Origin of the sequence: Streptomyces sp. WMMC940 (assembly GCF_027460265.1) — a bacterium.
Lineage (GTDB): Bacteria > Actinomycetota > Actinomycetes > Streptomycetales > Streptomycetaceae > Streptomyces.
In genome coordinates this window covers 44,933-61,621 of the sequence record NZ_JAPZBC010000001.1, presented here as the reverse complement: position 1 = coordinate 61,621, position 16,689 = coordinate 44,933, and the positions used below count along the sequence as shown (strand labels likewise).

The 16,689-nt window shown below is 70.2% G+C and carries 15 protein-coding genes; 6 read left to right on the top strand and 9 right to left on the bottom strand.

The window, feature by feature from the left end:
• Nucleotides 1–62: 62 nt before the first annotated feature.
• The 9 genes from O7595_RS00280 to O7595_RS00240 form a co-directional block, all read right to left on the bottom strand.
• Nucleotides 63–1,424 (bottom strand): carotenoid oxygenase family protein, encoded by a 1,362-nt coding sequence (locus O7595_RS00280; RefSeq protein ID WP_269726709.1) that lies wholly within the window; start codon nt 1,422–1,424, stop codon nt 63–65.
• Nucleotides 1,425–1,475: 51 nt separating this feature from the next.
• Nucleotides 1,476–1,916, bottom strand: coding sequence for an SRPBCC family protein (locus O7595_RS00275; RefSeq protein ID WP_269726708.1), 441 nt, complete (start codon nt 1,914–1,916; stop codon nt 1,476–1,478).
• A gap of 51 nt (nt 1,917–1,967) precedes the next feature.
• Complete coding sequence (locus O7595_RS00270; RefSeq protein ID WP_269726707.1) at nt 1,968–3,467, bottom strand: MFS transporter; 1,500 nt, start codon at nt 3,465–3,467, stop codon at nt 1,968–1,970.
• Between the two features lie 341 nt (nt 3,468–3,808).
• Nucleotides 3,809–5,848 carry an AAA family ATPase gene (locus O7595_RS00265; RefSeq protein WP_269726706.1) on the bottom strand — a complete coding sequence of 680 codons (2,040 nt, stop codon included), beginning with the start codon at nt 5,846–5,848 and terminating at the stop codon, nt 3,809–3,811.
• A 388-nt stretch (nt 5,849–6,236) separates the two neighbouring features.
• Nucleotides 6,237–6,629, bottom strand: a complete 393-nt coding sequence (locus tag O7595_RS00260) for a nuclear transport factor 2 family protein (RefSeq protein WP_269726705.1) — start codon at nt 6,627–6,629, stop codon at nt 6,237–6,239.
• A 107-nt stretch (nt 6,630–6,736) separates the two neighbouring features.
• On the bottom strand, nt 6,737–7,972 hold the full coding sequence (locus O7595_RS00255) for a cytochrome P450, cyclodipeptide synthase-associated (protein ID WP_269726704.1): 1,236 nt from the start codon (nt 7,970–7,972) through the stop codon (nt 6,737–6,739).
• Between the two features lie 424 nt (nt 7,973–8,396).
• Nucleotides 8,397–9,404, bottom strand: coding sequence for a hypothetical protein (locus tag O7595_RS00250; protein WP_269726703.1), 1,008 nt, complete (start codon nt 9,402–9,404; stop codon nt 8,397–8,399).
• Nucleotides 9,401–9,742: a PadR family transcriptional regulator gene (locus O7595_RS00245; RefSeq protein WP_269726702.1), complete on the bottom strand. Its 342-nt coding sequence runs from the start codon at nt 9,740–9,742 to the stop codon at nt 9,401–9,403. Before O7595_RS00245 ends, O7595_RS00250 begins: the two co-directional genes overlap by 4 nt.
• A gap of 281 nt (nt 9,743–10,023) precedes the next feature.
• A complete protein-coding gene (locus O7595_RS00240; protein ID WP_269726701.1) occupies nt 10,024–10,785 on the bottom strand; it encodes a polysaccharide deacetylase family protein in 762 nt (253 codons plus the stop codon).
• A 291-nt stretch (nt 10,786–11,076) separates the two neighbouring features.
• Here O7595_RS00240 and O7595_RS00235 point away from each other — a divergent pair, with 291 nt between their 5' ends.
• The 6 genes from O7595_RS00235 (at nt 11,077) to O7595_RS00210 (ending at nt 16,681) form a co-directional block, all read left to right on the top strand.
• Nucleotides 11,077–12,261, top strand: a complete 1,185-nt coding sequence (locus O7595_RS00235) for a sensor histidine kinase (protein ID WP_269726700.1) — start codon at nt 11,077–11,079, stop codon at nt 12,259–12,261.
• A complete protein-coding gene (locus tag O7595_RS00230; RefSeq protein ID WP_269726699.1) occupies nt 12,258–12,908 on the top strand; it encodes a response regulator in 651 nt (216 codons plus the stop codon). Before O7595_RS00235 ends, O7595_RS00230 begins: the two co-directional genes overlap by 4 nt.
• A gap of 884 nt (nt 12,909–13,792) precedes the next feature.
• The gene (locus O7595_RS00225; RefSeq protein ID WP_269726698.1) at nt 13,793–14,089 is read left to right on the top strand and encodes a hypothetical protein; all 297 of its coding nucleotides are present in this window, start codon (nt 13,793–13,795) and stop codon (nt 14,087–14,089) included.
• A gap of 231 nt (nt 14,090–14,320) precedes the next feature.
• Nucleotides 14,321–15,361, top strand: coding sequence for a hypothetical protein (locus tag O7595_RS00220; protein ID WP_269726697.1), 1,041 nt, complete (start codon nt 14,321–14,323; stop codon nt 15,359–15,361).
• A 29-nt stretch (nt 15,362–15,390) separates the two neighbouring features.
• Nucleotides 15,391–15,702: a hypothetical protein gene (locus O7595_RS00215; protein WP_269726696.1), complete on the top strand. Its 312-nt coding sequence runs from the start codon at nt 15,391–15,393 to the stop codon at nt 15,700–15,702.
• 232 nt (nt 15,703–15,934) lie between these two features.
• A complete protein-coding gene (locus O7595_RS00210; protein ID WP_269726695.1) occupies nt 15,935–16,681 on the top strand; it encodes a transposase in 747 nt (248 codons plus the stop codon).
• Nucleotides 16,682–16,689 lie beyond the last annotated feature (8 nt).

Here is a 16,689-nt window from a genome sequence, read left to right as displayed (position 1 = left end):
GCTCCGGGAGCGTCAGCCCGGAGCCGCCCACTGGAGGCCGTCGCGCTCCGGAGCCGTGTGGGTCAGTCCTCGCCGTTGTCCAGGGCGCTGTCGGGAATCCAGGAGCCGTGGATTCCGGCAGTCACGCGGCGCGGAAGGTGGACGGTGGCGACCCGGTCCAGCCCTGCGGCGTCCAGGACCAGCAGTTGTGAGGCGTCCTGTTTGAGGTCTGAGATGACGGTGAGCAGGTAACCGTCGTCCTCGCTGGTGGCTCCGGCTGCAGGGACGAAGACCGCTTCGCTGGGCAGCCTGGCGTCGCCGACCTGGTGGATGCGGCGAGCGCCGGTGGTGCGGTCGTACTTGACGACGCCGTAGCCCCCCAGACCCTCCTGGTCGGGGAAGGACACCGCGTACTGGTAGCGGTGCTCGGCCCCGAGGTAGTCCTCGTTGAGGGTCGGGAACTCCACTGCGAGGTCGTCGATGATCTGCTCGTCGACGGTGCCGGCCCCGGTGTCGATCACCCATCGGCGGGTGTAGGAGCGGGTGTTGGGTTCAGCGCCCCGCCCGGGCGCTCCGACCCACCAGTTCCAGGAGAGCTGGAACCCTTCTCGGTCCATGGTGGGGCCTTCCAGGACGATGCGGCCCTGCCCGTCCTCGTAGGCGTTGGCGACGTGCAGCATGTTGCCGGGTTCAATGGAGAGCCAGCGGATCTGTCGGGCACCATCGCCCGTACGGGGCATGACCCCGATCCGGGAGGGCTGCTGGTCGCTCCAGCCGTAGGGGATGCCGGAGTGCTCGGCGGGGTCGAAGGTCACGTTGCCTTCGATGAACACGACGTGGCGGCGGGTGATGGCGAAGTCGTGCTTGAGCGAGGCGGTCGCGCCCGGGATCTCGGCGCTGTGGACGATCTCCCCCTTGGCGTCGCAGACGTGGTACACGAGGTGGGGCGGGAACGGCGAGGAGCCGAAGAAGTGGAGCTCCCCCGTCGCCGGGTCCTCCTTGGGATGTGCCGTCATGGCCGTACGCAGCCGGCCGTTGAAGTCATGGGCACCGACCGTATCCAGGTCCGGGGTGAGTTCGAAGGGGAGGTTCGCCTCGCACAGCGCGAGCAGTCGTCCGGCATGCTCGATGACATGGGTTCCCGCCGTGCTCGCGGTCAGGTCCGGGCCGTGCGCGGTCATATACGGGGCACCGTCGAGGGCGGGAGTGTGCACCCAGCGGTTGCGGTACCAGTGGGCGCGACCCTCGCGGAGACGGATGCCGTGGACCATGCCACTGCCCTTGAACCAGTGGGTGGGGGTGACGCCCGGCTTGGGGTTGTGGCTGTTGCGGATCAGGCGGCCGGTCAGTTCGGGGGGCAGGGAGCCCTCGACGGTGAGACCGGTGGCGGTGATCTCGTCGGCGACAGGGGTGTAGTGGCCGGTCAGATAGGGCTTGCTCGTCATGGTCGGTCCTCGGATTTCATCGTTGTGCGTGGTGTGTGGTGGTACCCGGCCTCAGGCCGTCTGCTCGGCGTGGGACTTCAGGCAGTCGAGCCAGCTCTCCAGGGAGGCCTTCAGGGCCGCGGTGAGTTCGTCGACCGCGGCGTCGACGGCATCTCCGCTCCAGGACTCCTCGGTGTGGACGACGACGTGGTCGCCGTTCCGCTCGAAGGTCCATGCGTGGATGCCGACGATTCCCTCGACGGTCCCGCCCCAGACGATCCGCCGTTCGGGGACGATTTCGTGGATGGTGGAGGTGATGTTCATCCCGTGGGTGCGCCAGGAGAAGTCGGAGCCGACCGCCGCCGGCCCACTGAGCCGGGCCTGTTCGATGCCGGGGTTCCACGCCGGCCAGTTGTCGACGTCGGTGTGCAGCGACCAGACGGTGGCCAGCGGGGCCTCGATGGTCGTCGTCAGGCTGACGACGACGGGGGCTGTGGAGTCGATGGTGTGCATGCGGTTTCCTTCTCGATGGGATGGAGGGGTTGGTTCGGCGGGTGGGCTTGGTCAGCCGGTGGGTGTGCAACGGGCTGCCTGGCCCTGTCCGCTGGACGTCGTGGAGGCGGCGGTGGGCGGGAGGACGCCACGGGTAGTAAGGCTGCGGCGGGTGAGCGTCAGGGCGACGACCGCGCCGAATGCCAGAACCGCGGACGACACAGTGAAGGCGGCTCGGTATCCGGCGCTGAGCGCCTCCGTGGGGGGCTGGTGGGTGGATGCGTGGGCAGTGACGGAACCGGCCAGGGTGGCCAGGGCTGCGAGACCGATCGCGCCGCCGACCTGGCGGGTGGTGTTCACCAGCCCGCCGGCCAGACCCGCGTCCTGCGGCGGAACACCGTCCACGGCGAGTGCGGTGAGCATGACGAAGGCGATGCCCAGGCCGAGCCCGACGAGGACGCTCGGGCCGAGGACGTCGGCGAGGTAGTTTCCGTCGGCGCTGAGCCGGGACAGCCACAGCAGTCCGGCAGCCTCGGTGAGCAAGGCCGCGATCACCGTTGCGGTGCCGCCGATACGACCGGAGATGCGAGGTGCGACGGCGGCGCCGAGCATATTGGCCACAGCGAGTGGGAGTTGGCCCGCTCCGGTGGCCAAGGGGCCCATTCCGAGGACCTGCTGCTGGTAGAGCGGCAGGAAGAAGAACAGGGCGATCCACACGGACCCCAGGAGGGCCATCAGCAGGTTTCCCGCGGCTACGCGGCCGGTGGTCATCAGCCGCGGGGGGATCAGCGCGTGCGGCCGGCGGATCTCGATCACGCCGAAGACCCCCAGTAACGTGCCGGCAGCGGCGAGGGCGCCGAGGACTCTCACATCTGTCCAGCCGGTGCCGCGTGCGGCGGTCAGACCCCACACCAGGCAGGTCAGAGCGACTGTGACGGTGGCGGTGCCCAGGAGGTCGAATCGGGCGTACTCTCGACCGGCCGTCCGTGGTACGAGGGCCGCCACGGCGATGAGGACCAGCACCGCCCCGAGCGCAACGGAGTGGAAGATCCAGGGCCAGCCCCATGCCTGGGTGAGCAGGCCGCCAAGGAGGACGCCCCCCGCTCCTCCCGCGCCGGAGACCGCGCCCCACACTCCCAGGGCTCTGCCGCGTCCGGGGCCGGACGGGAACACGTCCATCGCCAGGGCGAGCGCGGCTGGTGCGATGGCGGCGGCACCGAGTCCCTGAACGGCGCGGGCGGCGATCAGGACGCCACCGGAGGCGGCGAGTCCTGCTACCAACGAGGCCCCCGCGAACAGTGCGAGGCCGGCGATCAGCACCCGGCGGCGGCCGAGGAGGTCGGCCGCCCGCCCTCCGGCCAGGAGCAGTGCCCCGAACGCCAGGGCGTAGGCGTTGATCACCCAGGTGGCGCCGTCGGCCGGCAGGTTCGCCCCGGCACGGATCTGCGGCAGCGCCACATTCACGATCGAGGTGGCGAGCATGACGGTGAACTGCGCGGCGGCGAGCGCCGCGAGCGCGGCTCCCGGTTGTCGGGTGGGGGGTGCCTGGTCCTGCGTACGTGCAAGGTTCATGGCGCACAGCTTTGCGCCGGGCGGTGTCCACTTTCCATGCCCGTCAGGGACGTTGACTGTCCAGTGCTGTCCACACCTGTCCACGAGGAGCACTGCCGTGGGGGTACTGCCGGACCACTCCGAGTGCTCGTTCCGCTACGGCTGAAGATCCAGGCGTGCGGTCGCGAACGACTTCGGACGACGGGACGGTCCGGCTTCCTCCGCCTCCGCCGCCGCATTGCCGGTTGGCGGACAGGGCGACCGGCGCACCGCAGGGCCCCGCCTGCGCACCGACACGGTCGCACGCGTCACCGCCGACGTGACCGAGGCCGAGGCCTTGGGGGATGCCGCCGGCCCGGCTCTCACTCGTGCGTCGACGTCGTGCGCGCGTGGTTCTCGTCGGGGCCATGCAGCTCCCGTTGCCACAGGGTCTCGCAGAGCAGGTCAAGGCCTTGGCGCAGGTGGCGACGGTAGGTGCCGTAGGGCATGCCGAGACGGCGGGCGGCGGCTTCCTGGGTGGGCGCACCGGAGAAGTACGCCGCGGTCAGGGCTTCGCGGGCCCGTACTCCACGCGGGTCGCGGGCGAGTTCGTCGACGGCCTGGCGCAGCAGGGCGCGCAACTCCCCGACGGGGTCGGCGAGGTCGGCAGCGAGGCGGGCGCGCATCAGCGCGCAGGCCCCGAAGGCACCCGCATCGCGCCAGTGCGCCAGTGCTTCGCGTACGCCCTGGTCGAACGCGGCGCGGGGGAAGCCCGGAGGTCCGGACTTCGCGGGCGCGTCACCTGCTGATATGAAGCGGCGGAGCCAGGTCTCGACGGGCACCTGGCGCCAGTCGACGCTGAACAGACCGTAGGTGTGCTCACCCACTCGCGGTCGCGCACCGGTGTCCTCGAGGGAACCCTTGACGCGGACTGCCCAGGCGTCGGCGTCCTGGTAGACGGCGAAGCCGTACGCGCGTCTGCGAGCGCGGGCGGCTTCGGCCTGAGCCCGGGAACTGCTCAGGTCGATGACGCGCGAGGGGATCTGGTATCGCTCGGGGTAGATCGAGAAGCGGCTTATGCCGATGTGCTCGCCGGGGTTCACGGGCCCGGTGGCGTCGGTGTGCCGCCAGGCTGCCGCGACGACGGGATCGGTGGCCAGGTCCTGGGGATCCGGCGGGGCCGACAGGACGAGTCGAGCCGTGAACGCCACGATCCGGCCCGTGCTCACGAGACGGTAGACGCTGAATGCCTGCGGTTGGCGTTGCGCCCAGTAGCGGACGAGCTCCGCGGAGGCCCTGCCTTCGGTCTGCTCGGCCATCCGGATCACGACGTCGAGGTTTCCCGGCTGCAGGGGACGGTCGTGCACCTCGTCCTCGCGAGACCAGGTGCGCACACGCGCCAGGGTCTCCACCTCCTTGAAGAGGTAGAAGAGTTCGTCGGTGACGGTCCACACGTACTCCTCGGGGGCCTCCCGCAGCATGCGCAGGTACTCCTCCGCCAATCGCCGGCGCATCGTCGCGAAAGCATGCGGCGCTCGCCAGCGCAGGTCGGCGGCCAGCGTCCCGCGTGCGGCGTCGTGCGGATGGAGCCCTCGGTGTGTGGACTCCATGAAGGGCAGGTCCCTCAGCCAGGAGAAGAGCAGGTGGGCATCCTCCTCGGGCAGTACCGAGGACAGCAGTTCCTCGGACGTGGAGTGTGCTTGTGCCGCCACCTCCAGGGCTCGGCGGTGGGCAGCGGTGGGCACCTCGCCGATCAGACCCACCAGCAGGGATCGCAGGACGTCGGCCGAGGGAGCCCAGATCTCCTCCTTGCTCCAGCCCGCCGATCCTGCTCCTGCGGCGGCCGCGAGGGACAGGGCCAGCGGGTTGCCACCGGCGAAGCGGAGCACCCGGTCCCGCAGTTCGGGCCGGAGCCGCGCCGCGGCCAGCAGACTGCGCGACTGTTCCTCGGCGAGCGGCTTCAGTTCGGTGACGTGCAGGACCCCGGCCCACGCGGGGTCGGCGCTCCACTGCGCCTGCGGTGCGAGACGGCCGGCCAGAACAGCAAGGGCGCCGTCCGCCGCGCGCGGGAGGAAGTGCTGCCAAAGCCAGCTCTCGAGCCACTGGCAGTGCTCGAAGGAATCGACGAACAGGACCGTGCCGGGGACATCCACGAATGGGGCGGCCGCGCGCTCGAAGTCGGCGGGGTCGCGGCTGACGAAACGTCCGTCGAGTTCGACGGGCAACCGATCCGCCGCACGGGCCTGGTCCGCCAGACGCCGCACCAGAGTCGACTTGCCGATGCCACCCGGCCCGTGCGCGTAGAACACGAGGGGCGCCTGCGGATCGCCCGTCAACGCCTCCTCGAAGCGATCGAGTTCCTCCTCCCGACCGATGAAAGCCCGCACTCGCGCGCTGCTCAGTCTCTCCCCCACGGACCCCATGACGGCTCCCCTCTCCGTATCCGCACCGGACGGTCATGCCGGGCGTTATCCACCGAGTCTGGCGGCGTCAGGCACGGGGACGAGGCATGGATGGTGGCGGACCCCGGTCCCTCCCTCTCTCCGCCACGCTCCCGACGAACGACGGTCGTTCCTCGCCCGTCGTCGACGCGGCACCGCGCCACGGCATGTCGGAGGGTCGCCGTCGATGGAGGGCCGCCGCTCCTTTAGCGATCCTAACAAGGGCGTCGCACCTGCCACCGGCCGGACCTTGCGCCTGCGCAGCGGTTCGGGAGGGTACCGGCTGCTGGCAGAAGGCTCGGATCGCCGCCCCGGAGACGGAGCCGGGTCAGGGTTCACACTTGCCGAACCCTTCCGCAGCTGCCAGGCATCAGCCGATGACTCCCAGGTTCCGGTCGTCGGGGTGGCCGGTGAGCAGGAGGGTGGTTTCTTCCACGCGTTGAAAGCGCCCGTCAGGGGCGTGCTGGCCGAAGAGGTACACCTCGGTGCGGGAGGTACGGCCGTTGTGCTGGGTGAGGGTGACGGTGTGGCGGTCGGCGTAACGCAATCCGTCCCGGAACTCGTCGTGGACCTCGATATGACCGCTTCGCACCAGGGAGCGGAGGCGTGTCATGTGCTGGGCGAAGGCGGCGCGGTCGCTCCACACGCCGTCGGTGCGCTGACGGTAGTCGGGGGTGAAATGCCGGTCGAGGGCTTCGGCGAGGCTGAGGCCCGGGGTGAACAGCAGGTCGTTGACGGCTCGGGTGATGTCGGTCGGTGTCACTGAGGTCCCTTCCGGGAGGGGTGCGGGGACAGGACGGCCCCTGCTGCGGAGCCGGGGATGGTCACCCCGGCAGGCCTGCTGGAGGCTGGGGCGAGGCGTGCCCGTTGTCAGTCGGGCACCGGGACGCCGTCGTGGACGGGGGTGAAGTCGAGGGACAGGGATGCGGGGCCGCGGGTGTACAGGCCGGTCTCCCGGTAGCGGAAGCCGGGACTGTAACGGACCTGGTCGAGCAGGGGGATGAGCATCGCGGCGACGATTTCGATCTCGGCGCGGGCGAAGGCCGTGCCGACGCACTGGTGGAGTCCGGTACCGAAGGCCAGGTGCTGGGCGGCGGCGGTGAAGGAGCGGGCGGTGCCCAGGCGGTGGATGTCGAAGGTGTCCGGTGCGGCGAAGGCGTCCGGGTCGCGGTTCGCCGCGCCGATCATGCAGAAGACGGTGGCACCTGCCGGAACGGTGGTGCCGGCGAGCACAACGTCCTTCTCCGACCGGCGGGGAATGAGCTGGACCGGCGGGGTGTAGCGCAGGGTCTCGGCGATGGCGGCGGACAGCAGGGACGGGTCCCGGCGGACCTGGGCCATCTGCTCGGTGTTGTCGATCAGGTGCTTGAAGAGCAGGGCCAGGGTCTTGTCGGCGGGCTCGGTAGCGGCTGCCATCACGTTGATGATCAGTGCGGTGACATCGCGATTACTCATGGCGATGCCGTCGACCTCGGCCGTGCACAGCTTCGATACGAGGTCTTCGCCGGGGTGGCGGCGCCGCTGCTCGATGATGGGTACGAGGTATGCCTCCATCCGCTCCGCGCAGTCGAGGCAGTGCCGGCGGCGTTCTGGAGTGAGGGTGATGCTGGTGATGAACTCGGCGATCCCACTGTGCCAGGCGGCGACCTGCTGCCAGTCCTTCTTGTCCAGGCCGAGGACGTCGAGCGTCACATGGACGGCGAGGGGTTTGCCGAAGTCGTTGACGAGGTCCACCCGGCCACGGGGAAGGAAGGGCCCGATGAGTCCGGCGGCGTTGACGTGGATGGCGCGCATCTGCTCTTGCAGGGCCTGCCCGGTGAAGCCCCGGACGACGATTCTTCGTTTGGCGGTGTGCTCGGCCCCGGTCATCTGGGCGAGGACCGGTCCGCGCATCACCGGTTCGGCCCGTACTTGCAGTGTCTCGGTGCTGAACGTCTCATGGTCGGTGAGCACCCGCTTCACGTCCTGGTAGCGGGAGAGGAAGTAGCTGTCGATCGCCGGCTCGTAGTGCACCGGCGCGCGTTCCCTCAGTCCGGCGAAGTAGCGGTAGGGGGCGGCGGCGAAGTCGTCGGACAGGACGCTGAAGCCGGACTCGGTTCTGGACATGCAGGGAATCTCTCAGGGGATGGGGCAAGGAGGGGACAGTGCCTGCTCGCGAATTCTCTTTCCGGGGGGCGGGGCGTCGGGAACCTCGGGGGCTGACAGGAGGGACGGCTGCTTCGGTGAACTCCGAGTCCACGTCGTCAGCCGCGTCGGCCGCTGCGTGAGCCACCGCGCGACGCGGCGGGCGGGCGGGTGGCGCATCCAGCGGCGTCGGTGCGCCGCGGGGAGTGCGCGATTTCGCCGTCCCGGCAAGCGGGGTGTCGGGCTCTCGCGCTGCCCGCTCCCTCTCCCCGGACACCACGGCGGCCCCCGCTCCCCGGTTCGACACCGGGCACCGTTGCACGGAAGTCGTGGGTCCGAGGCGGACCGGTCGGCGGGGCTTCTCCGTCAGTTGAGCCGCCATCGAGCCCACGCACCGGTGGCACGGTCATCGCCCGGGCGCGCTCCGGCGTCGCCTGCGCACCAGGGGGATGGCAAGGAGCGCCAGGCTCACGGCGAGCGCGCCGGACGCGAGGACGGTCTGCCAGAACGGGCCGCCGGAGGCGACGTTGGCCGCCAGATAGCCGGTGAAGATCACAACGAGGGTCGCGTTCTGGATGTCGCTGCGCAGCCACCACCGTGCGCGGGGGGACTCCTCCTCGGACAGTCGCAGCGCGTACAGTTCCACGGGCCCGAACTCGTCGTCCGGCGCGCGCTCGGTGGCGGCGAGGTGGTCGGCTGCTTCCCTGGTCAGCTCAGCGACGCGTGCGCGGGGCACGGCGTGGCGCTCTTCGAGCCGCTTGGTCAGTTGCCGGAGCCATTGCTCACTCCCGACTGCGGTATGAGCGTCCGTCCGAGGTTTCATGGTGACTCCTGCAGGGTCAGCGATTCGTGTGTCTTGTATGGCCCACCCGAGCAGCACGAGGCCCAGCAGGCACAGAACAGGGGCGGGCAGGTGGCCGAGGGCCAGGTCGGGGAGGGCGGTGAAAGCCGTCGCACCGAGCACCGTTGCGGTGGCCACGAGCACCCATCCCGCGGCCCGCCGTCGGGGTCGCGCGGTGTACGCCGCGAAATGACCTGCCGTCAGAGCCACGGCGATGAACGGTGAGCCGACCAGTCCAGCAGGGGTCAGAGCCAGCGTGAATCCGTCTGCGACCCACAGACAGGCCCCGGCGACCAGGGCCGCCGTACCGATCGGGGCGAGTGCGGCGCGGGCCGTCGCCTCGGGTGTCCGGCCATCCCGGTGGCGGAGACGCTCCTCGGGTGGAACGCGCTCGCCGACCACAGCGGCGGCGTACGCCTCCGGCATGCCGAAGGCGTGCTCAGGACTCTCACCGCTGTTCGCACAGTGCTGTGCGACCTCTTCCAGTACCTCCTCGGCGAGGGCGCTGTCCACCGAGTGAGCAGCCAGTCCCAGACGAACCCACGCGCTCCACCGGGCGATCTCATCCGTCACGGCAACTCCTCCGCGTCCCGGGCCAGGAGTTGGTCCATAGCGCAGGAGAACTGCTTCCAGCCGGAGGTCTCTTCACGCAGCCGGGCTCGTCCCACATCGGTGAGCCGGTAGACCTTGCGTCCCGGCCCGCCCTCACCCGGCTCCCACCGCGCCTCCACCACTCCTTCGGACTCGAGCCTGCCGAGCACCGGATAAAGGGCGCCGCCGCGGACCGTGCCGAATCCACGGACAGTCAGCTCCTGCACCAGCGCATATCCGTGCCGGTCCCCTTCGGCGAGCACGGCAGCGAGCGCCAGTGGCAGCACCCCACGCAACCAGCCGGGCTCCACAGCGACCATCGATAGTCAACTCTGCTTTCTACTCGAAGAGTTGGACTAGTTCGTTCTCATACGAGTGAACCACATGCCGACACCATGTCAACGGCCGCTGGGGGCCAGCATCGCCGATCTTCGCCGGCCGCAGCCGGGAGATCCCCGCGACGCCGGCCAGACCGTGTCCGTCTCCGACGCGGCGAACGGCCGGCGCCGCCTCAGCCCGGTCTCCCGGCCGAGGCGGCGCCGGCGAGGCTTGGGCGGCGGCCGAGCTGGGCGAACGCACCGAGCAGTGGGGCCGGAGTTGCTCACGGCTTGTAGACCTCGCCCGGCTCGGCGACGCCCGGTGCCAGGAGCTGCGGCACGGTCACGAAGGTGTAGCCCCGCTCCTTCAGCTCCGTGATGATGCCCGGCACGGCCGGGACGGTCCCGTCGTAGATGTCGTGCAGCAGGATGATGCCGTCGCGCTCGGCGGCGTCCAGGATCCGGCGGGTGATGAGTGCCGAGTCCGTCGTGGAGTAGTCCTTCGCGGTGGCGCTCCACAGCACCTGCGCCAAACCCAGCTCCTTGCAGATCCGGGCCACTTCAGCGTTCGTACGCCCCTGCGGCGGACGCATCAGGGTGGGCCGGTGTCCGGTGATCCTCTCGACGGCCTCCTGGGTCAGGGAGAGCTCCCGGCGTATCACATCGGCGTCCCGGTCGGTGAGGATCTCATGGGACCAGGTGTGGTTGGCGACCTCATGGCCCTCGGCGGCGATACGCCGCACTGTGCCCGGGTGTCGCACCACGTGGTTCTTGCCGAGGAGGAAGAAGGTCGCCGGCACGTTCTCCTTCTTGAGAACGTCCAGCAGACGCGGGGTGTCCTTGCCGGGGCCGGCGTCGAAGGTGAGGGCTATGCACTTGGCCTCCCGGCAGTCGACGGCACCGGAGGGGAGCTCGCGGACCGAGGCGCGGACCCTCGCATCCCAGGGCGAGATGCGATCGGGCCAGAGGACTGTCGCGGTGAGGGCGATCACAGCGGCGAGGGCGGCCACCGCACTCAGCAGGACGGCCTTCCTGTTCCGGGACATGACGAAGTTCCCGTTCCTTTCAGGGGGGCGCCGAACGCGGAGCGTTCGGGCGATGGGTGCGAGCGGGCAGTCCGCTCGGCGGCGGGCACCTCGGCGAGCCAGGCCGGTTCACCGACGGCGCCGAACCCTGTCGAGGACCTCGACGCTAGGTGCACGAGCAGGCCGGAACATCGGCGATAAGACCGGGAACTGATCGCGGAAAGTAGGGTTCTCAGAGGGCCGGACCCCTACCAAAGTCGCAACCGCCGCTCGAACGCGTTCGGTGGCGCACGGGTCGCCTACCTTGTACGCATGCGCTTCCCCATCCCCGCGAGAGTCCTCGACGCGCTCACGGTCCTGCTCGCGGCATCGGCGTCCGTCGTCGCGGTTCAGTTGACCGTCCGCGGCTACGAACTGTTTCCGCAACTCACGTTCGGGCCGCTCGGCACCTCGCTCGACATGCTGGAGCTCTCGCGCATGCCCGTCCAGGAAGCGGTCGCGGTGCTCGCCTGCCTGGCCCTGTTGTGGCGGCACCGACGGCCGACCCCACTGGCCGTCGGACTGATCGTGGCCGGCGCGTTCCTCCCGCTCGCCGTCCCGGCGATGGTGGCGCTGTTCTCGGTTGCCGTCCACCGGCCGCCGCAGACCACGGTCCGGGTCGCGGTTCTCGCTCTGGCCCCTGCGCCCCTCTTCTACACCGGGGTCGTGTACCGGGCCTGGCCCTTCCTGAGCCTCGACACGCTGATCCCCGGGCTGGTGTCCGTGGCCCTGGTGGCGGTGGTGGTCGGGTGGGGGCTATTCGTCCGCGCCCTGCACGAGCGTGCCGAGCGGGCGGAGGCCGAGGCGGCCCTGCGTGCCGAGCGGGCACAGCGGGCGGCCCGCGAGGAGATAGCGCGCGAGATGCACGACGTGCTGGCGCACCGGCTGTCCCTGCTGAGCGTGCACGCGGGGGCCCTCGAGTTTCATCCGGGGGCCCCGGAGCACGAAGTCGAACACGCCGCCGGGGTGATCCGGGAGAGCGCGCACAGGGCACTGCAGGACCTGCGTACCGTCATCGGCGTGCTACGGGCCCCCACGGCCGAGGAGACGGGCGCCCCCCGTCCCCAGCCCGCGCTGGCGGACCTCACGAGGCTGGCGCAGGAATCGCGGCAGGCAGGCATGTGCGTGCAGCTCGAGCAGCGGATCGCGCAGCCGGACGCTGTCCCGGAGCTCACCGGAAGAACCGTCTACCGCATCGCCCAGGAGGGGCTGACGAACGCGCGCAAGCACGCCCCGGGTGTCCCCGTACAGCTCGAGATCGGCGGCGGTCCGGGAGACGGCGTGACGGTGGAGGTCCGCAACCGCGCCCCCCGGCCCGGGGCACGGCCGTCCATACCCGGCAGCGGCCAGGGCCTGATCGGTCTGGCCGAACGCACGGCGCTCGCCGGGGGGCGACTGGAACACGGCCGCAGCGGGAAGCACTTCGAGCTGCGGGCCTGGCTACCGTGGTCCGCATGATCCGCATCCTGCTCGCCGACGACGATCCCCTGGTCCGCTCGGGCCTGCGCCTGCTGTTCGCCGGTGCTCCAGACATCGAGATCGTCGCCGAAGCGGCCGACGGCCGCGAGGTACTGCCGCTCGTCAGGGAGCACACCCCCGACCTGGTGCTCATGGACATCCGGATGCCCGAGATGGACGGGCTGGCCGCGACCCGGGCGCTGCGGAGCGGCGGCGCGACCTCGCCCGAGATCATGATGCTGACCACGTTCCACTCCGACGAATACGTCCTGCGGGCACTGCGGTCCGGGGCGGCCGGCTTCCTCCTCAAGGACACACCGCCACGAGAGATAGTCGAAGCGGTTCGCAAGGTCGTGACGGGGGATCCGGTGCTCTCGCCGACGGTGATCCAACAGTTGATCACCACGCTGACCTCCGACACCGGCGACGACAGACGCCGCGAGGCGCGAGCACGCCTCGGCATCCTCCGCGAACGGGAGCGGGAGGTGGCGATGGCCGTGGCGCGGGGCGGGACGAACGCCGAGATCGCAGCCGAACTGTTCATCAGCGTCGCCACGGTGAAGGCGCATGTCTCCACCATCCTCACCAGGCTCGGCCTCGGCAATCGCGTCCAGATCGCCGTCCTCGTCCATGACGCGGGACTCTGAGCCCGGGCCCGCGTGGCCGGCGGTCCGAGGCGCGAGACCACGACCTGGCAGATCGGCCGTGGCGATCGGGCGTGAGCGTGGGTGAGCGGCCATCGCGGCGGCCAGGCAGCAGGGCGAACCGTGGACCACGCGTTCACGGTTGGTCTCCGTCTCCGGACCCTCAGTCGGCACGAACGAGCGGCACGCCGTAGGCGTCCCCCGCGCTCGGCGCGTGGATGCCGCGGATCTCGGCGACCACCCGGGGCGCGTTCGGCGCGGGCCGCTTCGGTGGCCTGGCGGCGGCGACAGAGGAGGAGCCGCCCGGAACCCGGCACAGCGCTTGCCGCCAGTCGGCGCCGTGGTGGAGATGAGGCCGGCGCCTGCCGCCGCCCGCGCGAGGGAGCTCGACGGCGTCCCTCCGGAACTCCTACGGGTACGGAGACTGGTGCACCACCTGGGCACCCCTTCCTGGACCGCAAGATCCATTGTCAGGGTGTCAACTCCAGGGAATCAGCCTCAGCCCTGTGCCCGCCGTGCCGTCACCCGCGGCATGTCAGGCCGTGAGCTGGAGCCCCGTCCGTTCGTCGCCGTCCTTCAGTGAGGTGCACCGCGTCGCGGCACGCCTGAACCCGACCGGACCGACCTGGGCCCGCGCGCAGCGCCAAGGATTCACATGGCGCTGTTGCGCCGGGGCGTCAACCACGTCAGGGCCGTGTCCGCGAGTGCTCGAGCGTAGTTGGCGTCCAGCGGGCCGGGGCGGAAGAGGGTGCGGTACATCATACCTGTGCTCACATCTCGGGGTCGGGCGAAGTCGCCACGAGTGCTCGCCGAACTGGAAAACGGGACCGGAGACCATCTCCTGGGTGGTCTCACCGTTGAGCCAACACACTTGCTCGGGGCCGCGGGTGTCGAACAGGCAGCACACTCCGCCGCTGGCGGCCGTGAGGTTGGTGAACACCTGCCTGATGCTGCGCGACCGCGCGAACAAGCGCCTCATCCCCGACGTTGCCGCCCAGCACTCCACCTCGACCATCGACCGCCTGCGCGAACTCACCGCCAGCGGCGACTTCGCGTACTTCATGGCCGGCCTGCCCCTGCCGGGGCCCTCTGCCATCCGCTGGACCGAGAGCGAAGAACACGTCCGCTCCGCATGGCGCCGCATGGTCCAGGCCCGGCAGGAACACCTGCGCACCGGAGCCTGACCGCCCCGGCAACCACGAGGCCCCGGACCAGGAACTGCTCCGGGGCCTCGTGTGGTCCGCCGGCGCCAGGACCCGGCAAAGCAAATGGTCCGCACGCCGACCGGTGTGCGGACCAAAAGAAAAGAGGGGCAGTGGCCATAAATGGCGAGTGCCCCTTCAAGTCTGCACCGATTGCAGCATGGCAGACCTGTTCGCCAGTTTCTGCTGGTCAGGCTCCGATAGGGTGCCCGAATGGTCTCCACCGCAGTCCAGGACCCCTACGCACGCCATGTCCTCGCGCGTATGTCGGACTTCTTCGCCGACGAGCGTACGCCCTGGCCCCGCCGGCTGTGGGACATAGGCTCCGTCCTCGCGCTGGAGGAACTGTGGGAGGCCGGCCACTGGCAGGCCCATAACATGCTCTCCGCCTCCGCGTGCGACTGGCAGCGCCATGAGCTCAAGGCCATCCTCGGCCGGGACGCCGGTCTCGGCGACAAAGACCTCCGCAAGGAGGTCACGAACCTGCTCAGCAAGCCCCTTCTCGACCCCAGCCCGGAGCGGCGCCGGCTGAAGGAGGTCATCGGGCACCTGCGCCCCGGATATCTGGACCGGTGGGTAACGGCGATCGCCGTCGAGGAAGCCAAGCGGGTCAAGCCCGAGCGGTTCTCCCGGAGCGTGGCCACCCACCTGTTGGACCTCGGCTACAGCGGCCTCCACCTGCGCGACTGGGCTCGCGGCCTCAGGACCGCGCGGCTGACGGCCACCGACATCGCTGAGAGCGCGGCGGAACTCGCCCGTTCCCGCACGCAGGCCTTCGACGTCCTGGTGGCTCTCGACAAGGTGCCCCACCGCGAACTCGCCGAGTCGCTGCCGAACTGGCTCGACAAGGGCAAGGTCGGTGCCTGGCTCCGGGAACACGGTCACAGCACCGCGGGTTTCCGCTCCGGCGGGGGTTTCGTCTACCAGCTCCAGGCGCTCGATCCTCTCGGCGCGGCCGACCAGGCCCGCCAGCTCCTGGACCGCATGACCGCCCGCTCGGAGTTCCTGCGCGGCCGCCGCGGAGGCGTGTTGCCGCTGCCGTTCATCTGGGTCGCCGGGTACGACACCCCCGTACCGCTCGAGCCCCCGGCCCGCGGCGTCGACGTCCTCTCCCTCGTCTACGAGGGCCACCTCTACAAGGTCGACAGCCGGACGCCCTCTCCGAGGCCATCGCCGCCTGCACCGCCAACCGCGAGCGTGCCCGGCTCGTCGCCGACGCCCTCCGGGCCGGAGGGCCCGAGGCCCTCTCTCTGAAGTACACCGACACCGCCGCCGCCCAGCGCATGGCCGCACTCGTACAGAATCCGGGCAAGCAGCTCGCCGAGGTCAACCACGCGTTCCGCATCGCGATGCGTCGCCTCTACCGCACCCGCAACATCATCCTCCACGGCGGTGCCACCCAAGGCGTAGCACTGGACGCCTCCCTGCGGACAGCCGCACCCCTCCTGGGCGCCGGACTTGACCGCATCGTCCACGCCTCCTACACCGAAGGACTCGACCCGCTCGACCTTGCCGCCCGCGCCGAGGTCGCCCTCCAACTCGTCGACGGCGAAACCGGCCTGGCCACCGTGGACCTCCTCGAGCCGCCCCGCTGAACACGGCCGGAGCCGCCGCATCACGGCGGTCAGCATCAGCCCGAGCTGCCGCACATTCAACCACCCTTGACCGCCCTGACGAGACCTGGTTGCCTATCACGCTTCTCCGCCCACTCATTGAGCTTCTTCGAGGTCGCCACCGATCGGGTGATGGTCCGTGACGCAACAAGCGAGGCCCCCGGGCTGTTGATCGAGATGTCTGACGTCTCAATCACGTTGCTCGGGGGCCTCGTTGGTCATCCATCCTGCCGCACTCGACCTGCCGCATGCACTCGTGGAGTGGGTCACCATACTGATCGTCACCCGTGAGGGCGACCGACGCTGCAAGCTCCGTCCGTCGCAGCGCGCGATGGTGGCACTGGTGTACCTGCGCGAACACACCACTCTGGCGAAGATCGCCGCCGGGTTCGGGATCAGCGAGTCCACCGCCCACGCCTACACCAGCGCGGTCGTCGACCTGCTCGCCGCGCGTGCGCCGGGTCTGCTGAAGACACTGCGCGAGCACGAACCCGACTTCGTCCTACTCGACGGCACCCTCGCCGAGTGCGACCGGGTCGGCGACGGCCGGGCCGACTACTCCCACAAACACCGGCGCCACGGCGTGAACGTGCAGGTCGTCACCGATCCCGGCGGCCAGCTGTTATGGCTCTCGCCCGCCCTGCCGGGCCGCACCCACGACCTGACCGCCGCACGCACCCACCGGATCATCCGCATCTGCGAGCGCCAGGGCGTTCCGATCGTGGCCGATCTCGCCTACCAGGGCGCCGGCCCATGGCTGACCACCGGCATCAAGCGCAAGCCCCTCCAGGAACTCACCCCCACCGAAAAGACCCGCAACCGAGCCCTGGCCGCGGCACGAGCACCCGTCGAACGCGGCGTCGCCCGCCTGAAGTCCTGGCGGATCTTCCGCAGATCCCGCTGCAGCCCCAACCGCATGACGTGGTTGCGTCCAGGGAAGTGGTGTACGGGTTCGACCTGATCCGGGGG